The sequence below is a fragment of the uncultured Nostoc sp. genome (assembly GCF_964245575.1).
In the GTDB taxonomy this organism is placed as follows: Bacteria; Cyanobacteriota; Cyanobacteriia; order Cyanobacteriales; family Nostocaceae; genus Nostoc.
Genome location: NZ_CAXTNP010000023.1, coordinates 19,447 through 32,914, shown reverse-complemented (window position 1 = coordinate 32,914; position 13,468 = coordinate 19,447). Strand labels below are relative to the sequence as shown.

Annotated in this window: 13 protein-coding genes; 8 read left to right on the top strand and 5 right to left on the bottom strand. The window is 42.7% G+C overall.

The genetic code is table 11. The features are described 5' to 3' along the window. The coding region (locus tag ACFFAP_RS06125; RefSeq protein WP_375510393.1) for a WD40 repeat domain-containing protein at nucleotides 1-740 on the top strand (740 nt) is incomplete at its 5' end. A gap of 19 nt (nucleotides 741-759) precedes the next feature. On the opposite strand, the gene ACFFAP_RS06120 is transcribed toward ACFFAP_RS06125, so the two are convergent. Genes ACFFAP_RS06120 through ACFFAP_RS06110 form a run of 3 tightly spaced genes read right to left on the bottom strand, consistent with a single transcriptional unit; the run spans nucleotide 760 to nucleotide 4,679 of the window. Then, nucleotides 760-1,731: an SGNH/GDSL hydrolase family protein gene (locus tag ACFFAP_RS06120; protein ID WP_375510392.1), complete on the bottom strand. Its 972-nt coding sequence runs from the start codon at nucleotides 1,729-1,731 to the stop codon at nucleotides 760-762. Nucleotides 1,732-1,768: 37 nt separating this feature from the next. Continuing rightward, a complete protein-coding gene (locus tag ACFFAP_RS06115) occupies nucleotides 1,769-2,908 on the bottom strand; it encodes a 3-oxoacyl-ACP synthase III family protein (protein WP_375510391.1) in 1,140 nt (379 codons plus the stop codon). A 13-nt stretch (nucleotides 2,909-2,921) separates the two neighbouring features. Next, nucleotides 2,922-4,679, bottom strand: coding sequence for a ScyA-related TPP-binding enzyme (locus tag ACFFAP_RS06110; protein ID WP_375510390.1), 1,758 nt, complete (start codon nucleotides 4,677-4,679; stop codon nucleotides 2,922-2,924). A gap of 380 nt (nucleotides 4,680-5,059) precedes the next feature. On the opposite strand from ACFFAP_RS06110, the gene ACFFAP_RS06105 reads away from it, so the two are divergent. The 7 genes from ACFFAP_RS06105 to ACFFAP_RS06075 all read left to right on the top strand — a co-directional run bounded on the left by ACFFAP_RS06105 (nucleotide 5,060) and on the right by ACFFAP_RS06075 (nucleotide 11,772). Next, nucleotides 5,060-5,752 (top strand): haloacid dehalogenase type II, encoded by a 693-nt coding sequence (locus ACFFAP_RS06105; RefSeq protein WP_375510389.1) that lies wholly within the window; start codon nucleotides 5,060-5,062, stop codon nucleotides 5,750-5,752. 560 nt (nucleotides 5,753-6,312) lie between these two features. Continuing rightward, nucleotides 6,313-7,371: a chlorophyll a/b binding light-harvesting protein gene (locus tag ACFFAP_RS06100; protein ID WP_375510388.1), complete on the top strand. Its 1,059-nt coding sequence runs from the start codon at nucleotides 6,313-6,315 to the stop codon at nucleotides 7,369-7,371. A gap of 83 nt (nucleotides 7,372-7,454) precedes the next feature. Then, nucleotides 7,455-8,978 carry a chlorophyll a/b binding light-harvesting protein gene (locus ACFFAP_RS06095; RefSeq protein WP_375510387.1) on the top strand — a complete coding sequence of 508 codons (1,524 nt, stop codon included), beginning with the start codon at nucleotides 7,455-7,457 and terminating at the stop codon, nucleotides 8,976-8,978. A 120-nt stretch (nucleotides 8,979-9,098) separates the two neighbouring features. Beyond that, nucleotides 9,099-9,479: an alpha/beta fold hydrolase gene (locus ACFFAP_RS06090; RefSeq protein ID WP_375510386.1), complete on the top strand. Its 381-nt coding sequence runs from the start codon at nucleotides 9,099-9,101 to the stop codon at nucleotides 9,477-9,479. 205 nt (nucleotides 9,480-9,684) lie between these two features. Next, entirely contained in the window at nucleotides 9,685-9,960 is a 276-nt protein-coding gene (locus ACFFAP_RS06085; protein ID WP_375510385.1) for a hypothetical protein, read from the top strand. Between the two features lie 46 nt (nucleotides 9,961-10,006). After that, the gene (locus tag ACFFAP_RS06080; RefSeq protein ID WP_375510384.1) at nucleotides 10,007-10,174 is read left to right on the top strand and encodes a hypothetical protein; all 168 of its coding nucleotides are present in this window, start codon (nucleotides 10,007-10,009) and stop codon (nucleotides 10,172-10,174) included. A 728-nt stretch (nucleotides 10,175-10,902) separates the two neighbouring features. Next, nucleotides 10,903-11,772, top strand: a complete 870-nt coding sequence (locus tag ACFFAP_RS06075; RefSeq protein ID WP_375510383.1) for a DUF5895 domain-containing protein — start codon at nucleotides 10,903-10,905, stop codon at nucleotides 11,770-11,772. An 85-nt stretch (nucleotides 11,773-11,857) separates the two neighbouring features. Here the strand turns inward: ACFFAP_RS06075 and ACFFAP_RS06070 are convergent, their stop codons facing one another. Continuing rightward, a complete protein-coding gene (locus tag ACFFAP_RS06070) occupies nucleotides 11,858-13,117 on the bottom strand; it encodes a murein transglycosylase A (protein ID WP_375510401.1) in 1,260 nt (419 codons plus the stop codon). A 3-nt stretch (nucleotides 13,118-13,120) separates the two neighbouring features. Continuing rightward, entirely contained in the window at nucleotides 13,121-13,375 is a 255-nt protein-coding gene (locus tag ACFFAP_RS06065) for a hypothetical protein (RefSeq protein ID WP_109010830.1), read from the bottom strand. Nucleotides 13,376-13,468 lie beyond the last annotated feature (93 nt).

The window sequence follows — 13,468 nt, the reverse complement described above, 5'->3', positions numbered from 1 at the left end:
TCAAAACTTTTCAGGGACATAGTAATCGAGTCACATCAGTCGCCTTTAGTCCAGACGGTCATCTGCTAGCCAGTGGTTGTCAAGACCAGACAGTAAGGCTATGGAATATTAAAACAGGTCAGTGCCTCGATATTTTGCAAGGGCATATGCATTGGGTATGGGTGGTTGCCTTCAGCCCAGATGGTCATCTGCTAGCCAGTGGTTGTCATGATAAAATAATAAGGCTATGGGATGTCGCCAGTGGTCGTTGTCTTCAGACTCTGCATGGTCATTATGATTGGATATGGTCACTTGCCTTTAGTCCTGATGGTCGAACGCTGGCAAGTGGTAGCACTGATCAAACAATCAAGCTGTGGAATGTCAACACAGGTCAGAATATTGAAACTTTAGAGGGACATACCAGTTCAATATACTCAGTCACCTTTCTAGATGCTTGTACATTGGCAAGTGGTAGCGGTGATCAAAATGTGAAACTATGGAATGTCAGTACAGGCATCTGTGTAAAAACTTTCTTGGGACATTCTAAGTTAGTCTGGTCAGTAGCCTTTAGTCCTGACACTCAAACCATAGCCAGTAGTAGTGAAGATGAGACTATAAAGCTTTGGAATGTAAAGACTGGTGAGTGCTTGACAACTTTGAGAAACTCTAAACTTTACGAAGGCATGAATATTAATGGAGTGATTGGTTTAAAAGAGGCTGAAAAAATTATTCTCAAAAATTTAGGTGCGCTTGAGAATTAGAGAGGACTAACACAAATAGTTATTCGCGTTTCCAGAACAAAACTGTACCCAAGGCACCAAAAGCCAATACCCCTAACCCAGTAGAAGGTTCAGGGACAGACGCTGGCTTCAGTACTGAAAATGCATATTCTCCGATTAGCTGATGAGCAGCGGTTGTAGGATGGACAGGGTCCCAAAATAAAAACTCATCTGGATTACAGGCTACTGGTTGTGTAGGCAAATTTAAAGGCACTACCGATTTTTGTAAGCAATAGTTGGTAACATTCGTTAGACCGAATTCCTTTGGCTCGGCAATGATCCTACTAAATAAGTTATTAATGTTAAGAGGAATGATGTTGATATCAGGGTTTAATTGCTGGCTCAAAAAGTTGATGGTCGCGTCCAAGGCAGAGTTATGTGCATTAGATAACGTACTGAACAAGCTGGGTATTTGACTATTGAAGTTTGCAACTGGAAACTTTCCCAAATCTGGCTGGTTAACTACCATAATATCTTGAGCGCCTATGGCAGCAAGGGATGTCACTGCTGCTGATAAATTTGCGACTGTCTGATTAGGGTTGGGAACATTTCCCGCAAAGTAACTGAAGTAATCATTAGCACCAGCCCATACGATGTAGAGGGCGTTGGGATTAACAGACGGATTTTCTGCTGTAAAGCTAGAGATTTGCTGTTGCAATCCGGGTAACCCAGGAACGCTAATGTTATCGACTCCGGTGGTAGCCCCTCCATAGGCAAAGTTAGTGCGAGGATTGAAGGATAATCCTAAGTCTTGTGCCAGATATTCTACCCAAACTGGACCATTGGAAAAACGTCCATCAAAGTATGTTGGACTTGGGGGAAAGGTTCTATTTGTGGCATTGAATGCATTTCCCATATCAGAAAAGCTGTCACCAAAAACATAAATATCCTGATAATTCTGTGCAGCTAGAATTTTAAGCGGAAACATGAAAGACAACAGGAGAAATCCTGTCGTCAGAATTGTTTTTTTCATTTAACTATTAACTATGTTTTAAATCCTGGTGGATATATTAGCAAGGAATGATACTTCTAGTTTCGGAACTTTTCACTGTCGAATCAGGTTCATTGATCGGAACAGGACCTAGCGTCACATTGCCCCAGCGCATCACGCTTGCAGAGGCAGAACTGGCTGCGCCAAAACCATAGATCAAAACCAAGTCATTTTCATGAATTTTGCCCAGCTGAACAGCGTGGTATAAATTAGCTATGGTTAGTGCTGGTCCAATATTTGCATAGAGAGGGTAGACATTGATTGTGCGCTCTGGGTCAATGCCCAATACACGCGTACAGAAGCTTGCAAACCAAGCAGTCGGAGTATTAAAAATAAAAAAGTCAATTTGCTCTAAGGTTACGCCAGCAGCAGCAATAGCCCCCTCACAACAAGTAAGCAGTAGATCCGCAGCTGTTTCGCCGATCACTTTGTTCGTACCCTTGGGCACCTGCATCTGAAGCCGTTGATTGCCTTGTTTGTCCTCAGTAAGTTTAAAAGAGAATTGATCGCACAAAATACTGGTATTAACTGTCTTTGTGCCAAGAATGCCTTGGTTCGGTTTTAGTGAACTAACCAGGAAAGCTCCAGCACCATCGCTAAAAAACCATGAAAGAGTATCGTCTTTATCGAAGAAGCGAGAGTATGTACATGAGATCGCTACTAGCACATTGCGGTGTATTCCTGCTTGTACTAAAGCACAAGCAGTTTGAAGGGCAATCGGAGTACTAGCACATGATGCATCAAGATTCCATGCACCACACTGTAGCCCCAGTTGACGAGCAAGGAAGGCGGCATTGCCAAATCCGATTTGTTCAGGTAAAAACGAGGCGACGAGCAAAAGATCCACGTCGTTGACAGAAAGCTTTGCCGCTTCGAGAGCATCCTTTGCTGCGCGATACTCTAGGGTTAGTGACGACTCATTGGGAGCAAGTATCCTCTGCTCAACAGTTCCCCGAAAAGGATCTGACAGATAAGGCATCATCTCTAACTCAAACTTGCTGCTGGGCGTGGAATTATTTAAAGAGATCATCCTTGCCAAGCTTTTTTGCTCTACTTGAGCAACTATCTCAGGGTATTTCTGTTTGTAATAATCTTTTGTACGTCTAATGCTAGGAAAGCTGACTGTTAGTGAGCAAATGCCTACTGAGGGGTACACCATGTTCAAGGTTCTCTTAATAATTTGTAGTGCTTTGAGAAATTAAATTATTAATACGATTTGCAATCGGTGCCTTCCAACTTGGGTCAATTATTACATCAACAACGAACGGATTAGTTGAAGCAAGCGCTTTTTCTAGTGCAGCCTGAATGTCAGACTCCCTTTCGACACGAATCCCATCAGCTCCCATCCCCCAGGCAATCTTAACGAAATCCGCCTGCGGAATCTCTACATTTACACCTTTGAACCCTTGCATCGTTGTTCCCTGGTCACACATGTTGTAGCACGAGTCGTTAAGTACAATCCAGACAGCAGAAATTTGGTGTTGCACGGCCGTACTTATCTCGTTATTCATAAGCATCGCACCATCCCCGACAATTGCGACAGCCTTGCCATTTCTCGCCAGTGCCGCACCTACAACACCCGTAACGAAATGCCCCATAGACCCAAAGCCAGTACTGACGCGAAAGCGGCCTAGTTTAGTAAATCGCAGATGGTGAATTCCCCACGCAAACGAGTTACCCGACTCAGCCATCACTACTGCATCACTTCCTTCAACAATCACCTGTTGAATCGCATCCATAAGTACTTTGGGTCGCACTAAACCACCTGTACAGGGCTTGATTAAATCAAGTTCAGGTCGAGGCAGCGTTACGGCCGTTGAGCGACTATTACTTATAGAAAAGTGCTTCAGCAGCTCCTTTATGAACACTTTTACGTCAGACTGGATAGCAAATGTCTCGGCATATGGATACGCTGCTCCTGGCACATCTGGGTCGATGTCAATATGCAAAAATCCTCGCTGGGGAATCATGGTAGGGTTCCAGAACGAGGTAAACTCACCAAGGCGTGTTCCCAGAACCAAAGTATGCAAAGGACAGTACTCCTGCATATATGTCAAAACAGACTTGTGTCCAGCAAAGCCTGTGACTCCTACAAATTGTGGATGATCTTCGGGAAAAATCCCTTTACCACGCGGCGAACACATTACCGCAGCCCCTGTTCTCTCAGCAAGTTGGTGAATCTCTTCTGCAGCATCGCGTGCACCAAAGCCAACCCAGATGGCAAAGGGCCCTTTAGACAGTAACCGGACACATTCTGCGATTGTTTCCTCACTTACTGTTGCCACAGCATGAGACAGAGTTACTCGTGGCAATGATATCTTTAGTAAACTTGTCTGGATATTTGTTGGAATACTTATATGAGCTACGAATCCTCCTGGTTGTCTTAGTCCAAGGGCAAGCCTTCGAGAAACTTCTGGGAGTTCATCGCTACATTCGAGAGTAGTCGCGTAATGGAATATTTGCCCCGAAGTAAAAATACTTGTGCTGGGCATAGTGTACGCGCTGGTTTCCTGGAAAGCCCACCGTCCACGCTGTAGTGCTGAAGTTGAAGCTGACACAAGAATCACCTTAGCGCCCTCCCAACGGGCAGCTAACAACCCTGTCAAAGCGTTGGTGATCCCCGACCCTGTAGTAGTGAATACCACAACCGGGCGATCGCTAACAAAATGCGCCTCAATGGCTGCAAAAGCTGCTCCAGCTTCATGGCGAAAGTGCAGCACTTGGATGGAACTTTGGTGTAATGCAGCCCACACTGGGGCGATCGCGCCTCCCGAAACACCAAACGCATACTGCACTCCCATATCTTCCAGGATTTTAACCACTGCCTCTGCTACGGAAAAAGTTACAGATGGCTTGCTATGAGATGGCTGTTTACTTGAGTTTAATTGTTCAGTGGTATTCGCTTGTGTATCCTGAAATTTAACATCCATACAAACTATAGTTAGGAATAATTCCTTATATGAGATAACATTATCCCACACCCGAAGTAGGGTGGCGTAAATATTTGTCGTTAAAATAAGGTAGCAAGCAGCTATGCTAAAGGCAAGAGGCAAGTGGATTTTAGCCTACTTTATCTTTCTTAAGATAGTTTAGTTTTTTTGTGCCCATCTATTTGCTTATCTTCACACAGTTTGGTCTTTTCTTGTTTACCTACTTAAACTCTGCTTTGATATAGAACAAATGTTCACAAGACTTTAAGAGCGGCAAATGTGGCGATGCCTGCGGCGGGCTACGCCAACGCAAATGGGTTCACCCGTCTTTTGGTTTGGGAAAACTGAACACTATTAATCAAGCTCTAAAGTATAAAAAAATGATTAACTTAAATCAGTATAAGGCTTTAACTTTCGATTGTTACGGAACCCTGATTGATTGGGAGAACGGTATCTTAGGGGTACTAAAGCCACTTCTGCTAGCACATAACACTAATTTGGATGACGAGCAAATTCTGGAACTGTTTGCTGAATTTGAAGCAGAACTGGAAAAAGGAGAATATATCAAATATCGAGAAGTTTTGAAAAGAGTAGTCCAGAAATTTGGTGAACGATTTGGCTTTGAGCCAACTGCTGACGAAGTAAATTCACTTGCTGATTCGATTCAACATTGGCTGCCTTTTCCCGATACAGTTGAGGCACTTAGAGCTTTCACTTCAAACTTTAAGCTGGTAATTATCTCAAATGTCGATGACGATCTCTTTGCTTTCTCGGCAAAGCACTTAAAAGTGGAATTTGACCAGATAATCACAGCAGAACAGGCAAAAAGCTACAAACCCTCCTTAAACAACTTCAGACTGGCTATTGAAAGAATTGATTTGCCTCTAGACCAGATATTACACGTTGCTGCTAGTGTATATCACGATATCCTTACAGCCAAATCTCTGGGAATATCAACAGTCTGGGTAAACCGTCGAGTCGGTCAAAAAGGACTGAGTATCACAGGATCAGCAGTAAGTCAACCTGACTTAGAAGTGCCGGATTTAAAGACTCTCGCTGCTTTGAGTTTATAGTAATTGGCTAATCTTGATTTAACCACGGGAGGAACAAAAAGTAGCATCGAAAAAGTATTCATAAGCATGGCTTACGCGCTCGTATATTACCTAAATATCAACACAGAGCGGATCAATAAATTTAGGCATAAATATGATCCGCAAGTTGATTTAATTGAACCGCACATCACCCTGGTGTTTCCCCTACTGCAATCTATTGATGAAAATAGTCTTACTCTTCAGGCGATTTTCGATACCCCAATGTCCGCGAATACCACCAGCAAATTCCTTTGCCGTGCAAAGCAGCCTACTGACATAACAAACAATCTCGTGATATTTCTTTCCCTTTCTCCTTCCAACTCTTTCTGACCACTAACACCAAAACTCAAACCAAGCCGTAACTGAGAAATTGGGATTTCCTTTTAGGGCAAAGTACATCGCAGAACTTTTCGGTCTACTGAAAGTCGTCAGTCACCATCTTCCCAAAATTAATGAAATTTAATTGCATTAAGCAAAAATTTAATGTAAGCTTTTTTTTAAGTTGTTGCATAATATTGTCAATAAATTTAGAAAGGTGTAAAATGACAACTTCTACAAGTCCGCTGTCGGTGGAGCAAGACCTCGCCGACTCGCCTTGGTGGGCTGGTAACGCAAGGCTGACTAACTTATCGGGGAAATTACTAGGCGCTCATGTTGCTCATGCTGGTCTGATAGTTTTCTGGGCAGGAGCTATGACTTTATTTGAGCTAGCCCATTTTAATCCAGCAAACCCGATGTACGAACAAGGCTTAATTTTGCTACCTCACCTAGCTGCTCAAGGTTGGGGTGTAGGTGCAGAGGGTGCAGTTTTGGATACTTATCCCTATTTCGTAATCGGAGCTTTACATCTGATTTCCTCAGCTTTTCTAGGCTTTGGAGGAATCTTTCATTCCCTACGTGGTCCCGAAAAATTAGAGGGCAGAGTTCCTTTCTTCGGCTACGATTGGGCAGATACAGGCAAAATGACTACAATTCTTGGTATTCACCTGGTTTTACTAGGTTTTGGAGCATTCTTGTTAGTTGTCAAAGCAATGTACTTTGGTGGTTTGTACGACCCCAATATTGAAGATGTGCGAGTAATTACAAATCCGACATTAAACCCAGGTGTCATTTTTGGCTATCTGTTTGGCGGAATTAGTAAATTCTGGATTGCTGGTGTTGACAACCTTGAAGATGTGATTGGCGGTCACATTTGGGTTGGTGCGATATTGATTTTCGGTGGACTTTTCCACATTGTGACTAAGCCCTTTACCTGGACGCATCCACTATTTGTTTGGTCTGGAGAAGCTTACCTCTCATACAGTCTGGGCGCTTTAGCATTGATGGGTTTTATTGCAACTCTCTTCGTATCGGTAAACACTACTGTTTACCCGGAAGTTTTTTATGGTCCGGCACTCGTGGTTAAACAGAATATCGTGCCGTACTTTTCATCACCTGATCCTGACCTTGTAACTGCCCGGACTTGGTTAGCTAATGCCCATTTTTGGTTAGCTTTCTTCTTTCTCCAAGGTCATATCTGGCACGCCTTGCGGGCGCGTGGGTTCGATTTTCGCAAAGGTAGGGTGAGTCAGGAGGCGGTAATTCCCCAACCAATTAGCTAAATTCAATTTAATACAATAAATTTGCAATTGCTTTGAAGTAAAAGCTCAATAATATTGCTAAAAATTCTCAAGGAGTACTGGAAATGACAGCAGTAATTGAAGATAGCCCATATAAGCAACAGATACCTGATGTTGGTTGGTGGGCTGGTAACTTTCGTCTCACTAATTTATCAGGAAAATTACTAGGCGCTCATATTGCCCATTCTGCATTAATTTTATTATGGGCTGGAGGGATGACCCTGTTTGAATTGTCGCGCTTCAATCCTAATGAGCCAATGTATGAGCAAGGGTTAATCATACTACCTCATCTAGCAACTCTGGGTTTTGGTGTCGGTGCTGGTGGGCAAGTTATTAGCACGTATCCCTACTTCGTAATCAGCGTCTTGCATCTGATACCTTCAGTAATTCTGGCAGCTGGTGGTATTTACCACTCTCTGCTGGGGCCAGAGGTGTTAGAAGACAATCCTACTTGGGCTGGCTTTTTTGGCTATGACTGGAAGGATAAAGACAAGATGACAACAATCTTGGGCATTCACCTAACGCTTTTAGGTTTGGGTGCTTTAGCTTTAGTTGCCAAGGCAATGTTTTGGGGTGGACTATTTGACCCCTGGGCTGCTGGCGGTGGAAACGTAAGGATAATCAATCATCCGACGCTCAACCCATTCCGCATCTTTGGCTATCTGTTTGGGGTTTGGGGATCAGACGGAATGGCAGCTGTCGATAACTTGGAAGATGTTGTCGGCGGTCACATCTGGGTTGGTTTGATGCTAATTGGCGGTGGTATTTTCCATATCTTGACTAAGCCATTTGCCTGGGCGCGACAAGTTTTAATTTACTCAGGGGAAGCATATCTATCTTATAGCATTGGTGCTGTAGCATACATGGGCTTTTTAGCAGCATACTTTGCTTCAGTCAATAACACCGTCTATCCCGAAGTTTTTTATGGCCCGGTTAAAGCTATAGAAACTTCTACTGGTATAGTTTCTGCTCGTGGTTGGTTAGTAACTTTCCATTTTGTCCTAGCGCTAATATTTCTGTTAGGTCACATTTGGCACGCACTGCGTGTCCGTGCGATCGCCGCCGGATTTGATTTTAAAAATGGTGACATGGTTCAGCCGCCACGGGTAGAGCGCCAAACGAGTAATCAAGCAAGCTTAGTCAACTCCTCTGATTTGACGCTGAAGTTTCTCAAATACTTGCCAATTTACCGCCGTGGTATATCTCCTCTGGCGCGGGGATTGGAAATTGGTATGGCTCATGGCTACTGGCTGGTTGGCCCTTTTGCAACATTAGGTTCATTAGGTTTATTAGGCAATTCTAATATGGGTAACTTGCTTGGTTTACTAGCCGCAGGCAGTTTGATTTTGATCCTGACAATTGCTTTTTCAATTTATGGCACTACCACCTTTGAAAGACAGCAAGAAATCTATCCACGACCAGCAACGGTTGCAACAGTTCCTCGTGTGCCACAGACTCTAAATTCTACTGAAAGATGGAGTCAGTTTACTGACGGCTTTCTAATTGGTGGGATTGGTGGAGTAATCTTTGCTTATCTATTGTTGAATAGTGTTGCTGTATTTGCGGGAATTGCTATCAATTCGATTTAGTCATGTAGCAACTTAGTAGGCATTATGTAAAGACGTAGAATACTACGTCTTTACAAGTATTATCTGCCCAGTAATAAAAGCAAAATATATCAAAAATTGGTTACTTTTTCGGAAATACAAATGTTTAAACAGCAAGCTCATTATTATACCCATCGCCCGTTTTTGAGTCGGCAAAAGATTCTCACTGCGATGGTGTACAACCTCTTTAGCTATCAAAACGAAGACACTGTTAAGTGTCTAGTAAGTATTTTAGAGCATGACTTAAATTGCTCACTTTCACCGCACTCTCTATTTAAACAGATAAATGTCTCTCCCTGTCCAGTCCCTGTACCCTTGATGGTTTGTGGTAGTACTGACGACATCATAGTAGAACCCGACACTTTGCGAGGATGGCGACCTTATTTGATGTCAGGCGATCGCTATTGGGAATGTCAACAAGGGCGGCATTTTTTTCACTTCTTCCAGCCGACTTTGGTAGCAGAACAGATTCTAGACTTCTGACAATCTCTGTGTCAGTTGGATTCAGTTTGTTCCTGCCGGAAAGCTAATTCGTAATTAAGACATATAGCTTAAGGCTTAATACAGATAGTTTATAATACTTGACTCTGTTTTTTAAACAATACATAGTTGGACAATTTGATATCATACCTGCGGTTAAAACCAGTAGGCTAGGAAAATTTTTCGATATTTTTTATGAGGATAAATAATGTTAGCTACAATTTTTGGCATTTTTTGTGCGTGCGTAATTATGATTCTCTTTGCTATGAGTATCTGGTTAACTTTGAAAAAAGGCATCAATTATTTAAAAATGTTGCATCAAATTCCCTGTCACGGTTGTGAATATTTTACTAACGACTACCGCCTCAAATGTACTGTACACCCTATTAAAGCTTGTTCCGAAGAAGCGATCGCTTGTATTGATTTTGAACCGAAAACTTCTTCCTGTAATGCTTGCCAAAATGGTCGGCAAAAGCTTTGTTAGAGTTTTTCAATGGAAGAATTTATAATTTTTAATACTTTAAACACTTATGAACCAACGATCTGATTTACTATATGCTCTTAGTCCATACTATAGGCAATTTCAACCAGAGTCTTTAGTATTTAATGCTAAACTCCAAGATTTTACTCAACGAATAAACTATATTTGTAGTCTACAAACTGGAGGTAAACTTTCTCCAGAAGAGGCTTATAAATAAATTCATTTTCTCTGGAAACAGTTGAAAAGTGCTAGAAAATAATTAGGAATTCGCTAATAAATTTAGTTCTACCGCTCCCCTTATGCTGTGCTACTAAAATTCAGGTTTTATAAATAAGCATCAAAACCTGAAAACCTAGTCTCTCTAAAACAGGGTAAGCGCATCTTGTCAAAAACAAAGCTCTAATCTCAATAAAGACCTAACTAATCGCATTAAAGCCAGCTTATTGATAATAAATTAGGCGTAGGCGTAGCCCGCACTTCTCTACGAGACGCTGCGCGAACGGCATGGTTCGACTCCGCTCACCAGCCGCTCAGTGACCATCGTAGACATCACTATTAGCCTGTAGAAATCAACCGAACCATAAATCCCTATTCTATGGTTAATCCATTAAATGTACGTTTTGTCAATCCCATTTGAGATGCGCTTACCCGGACGATAAATTAAGCTTTTTGACAATTTTTGCGTAAGTCCTGATTGAGTGATTTTATCGGATTCTCGCCCGAAAATAGCAGAAAATTGGACGGAAATAAGGATATGCCAAAGTGATAATCTGTTGTTAAAAAACGAAACAGGGATTGCAACATAGATTGATTCTGTCTTAATCTGGAAAAACTACTATGCCAGTTTGAGTTCCTATTTGGGAACTACAGCACATAACTGGCTCTCGTTTCCTCAGCGCCCTGCGGATAAACTTGTTCAATAAAACACTTTGATAGCCTAAAACGATGAAAGCATCTGCTAATTTCGACTTTGAAGACGATAAATTTAATGCACCGCCTTCTCAAGTCCTTCCCTGGTGTCAGATGATTAATCCTCGATATGGCACAGATGGTATGCAATCCCACGGTTTGGCGATTAAGCTGGATAATGCCAATGCTGTCGGCTTTGTGCCAGATGATAATTGGCAACAAGTGGAGCATGAATTTACCTCTGGAGTCGAAACGGTCTTTATTACCACTACTCCACGCGTGGTTATAGTGCGTCGGGGGCCATTGTCTGTCAAAGACCGGGAAAGTGGTTTAAAACTGGGTACGCTCAAAGAGAATTATGATGCTTTTTTAGCCGACAAACTTAAATTTAAAACCTTTACTCGCTATTTAATTTTTCTAGTGGGAGAGAATAAAAAGTTTTTACATGAATCACCACTACAACTAACTCTTAATGGTGCCGCCGGAGCGAGTTTCAGCAAAACCTACTGCGAATATCAACAAGGCAAAGTAGTTAGTGGATTCGTCGCTGAACTAGAAAAAGCTTATGCTGTTTACCGTAAGCAACCTTTGACACCAAAAGGCCCTTTGTTCCACGCTCACGGGATTTTTTGCCCGATAATTGAGTGTGAAGAAAGAGGTATAGAACCAAATACAGTTCTCGTAGCTTCAACTGTAGACTATAAACATCCCACCGTTGGGACTTTAACACAATACTTAATTGCTTCCGATTCACTTGAGTCTGCAATGATTTGTAAGACTTTTGAAGAATACAAAGATTTTGGGAAGGAACCTGTAAAATCAGAAACGCCTAAATTGGCAATGGCAGGAGTTTCCAACTCTTACGTTTATGCTGATGAAGATGATTTTGCTTATCCGCCGTATTAGGTAGGAGTGGGGACTGGGGACTGAGGACTGGGAAAACTATTCCCTATTCCCTATTCCCTATTCCCTATTCCCTATTCCCTATTCCCTATTCCTTAAGCAGCAAATAATATAGTGAACCATTACCGCCTGTGATGCCAGCGCGATCGCCTGCTAATTTACCAGATCCCATGAAATAATCCACCCGGCCGGGGCCTTTGATGGCGCTTCCTGTATCCTGGTCAAGCACAAAGCGGCTGACAGCACGCCTCTCTAGTTTGCCACCACCAGCAGGATAGGGAAATGAGTTGTAAATCAGCGCTAGCGCTCCCGGTGGCATGAGAGACTTATCTGTAGCAATGGAACGTTCTGCTGTTACTGGCACATGAATACTACCAGTAGCTCCTCTACCGCCTGTTTCTTGGAAAAAAATAAATCTTTTCCACCGGGGTAGATAATTACTCAACTCGCGAGGTTTTTGTCGGAAGTAACTAATCATCCGTGGCATTGTCAATCCTGCTAGTGGAAGTTTGCCATCTTTGGCTAGTTCTTTACCGATGCTAGTCCAAGGGTAATCAGTTCCACCTGCATAGCCAACTGATGTTGTTTTGCCATCAGTTAATTTAATTTGGGCAGAACCTTGAATATGTACCATGTATGCCTCTAACCGATCGCGGAACCAAAGTAGTTCTAAACCGCGCAATTTACTCTTATTCCCTTTTAAACCATCCTTCCCTTCCAAATCAATTCGTTTTGGGTGGGGTTTGGGCCATTGGCTGAAATTAGGTGGTAGCCGATAAAGAGGATACTTATATATTGCAGTCCTGACACGGCTGGCGGTGTAAACAGGTTCGTAGTAAGCTGTGAACTTGACAGTACCCCTGCCATCGTTGCCCACAGACTGGTAAAAGACAAACTCTCGGCTGACAGCAGCTTGTAATTGCGCTGCTGAGTTAGAACTGACAACCAGTTGGCGGAAGCGTAGCAAACTCCTCTGGACGCGATCAAGGGTAATTTCCTTCATCGGATAATTTTGATATGCTGCGATCGCCTCTTTCTTTGTTAGGTAAAGCAGACTGTTATCAATGGAAGCCAACAATGCGTTGCGATCACCTATTTTACCACTTTGACCCCAAATTTGGTCATCCAAACCCAAGCAAGTCTGCTGAAACGTACAATCGCTTCCGATAGCAATTGGTTTCAGGGGCGGCGTTATCTCAGGAGTAATTAGTACTGGTTGAGGTGGAAGATCAGGAGTTATGGGTACTGGCAACGGCAGGAAGTTAGGAACCTGAGCAACAGCCGACCAGAGAGGGTTTACAAGGGCAATTCCCAGACTTAAGGAAAGCAAAGCAAAGGTTTTTCTCATCATTTAGTTGAATCTTTCAACACTGGAACTAAAAACGGGTTCTACCCGGATTGCCACAACCCGAGAAGGTCTTACTACCATATATTCCCCTTGAATATTTTTGATCGGCACGCTAATAAAGTCATTAGAAGCAGATTTTGGCACAAGTTCGCCGCTATACCACTTCTGAAACTCTTGAATAGTAGGAAAACGTACTTCTTCTCGGTGGCCGCTTTCCAGTAGGAGGTATACGGCATATTCATTTGGAGTTCTAGCCATAAAGTTGAATTATTTAAAAAACATTCAACCCATTGTTAACTACGTAACCCCCGAATGAAAAGGGTAAGCATACGGGAGGTTGGAAGCAAAGGG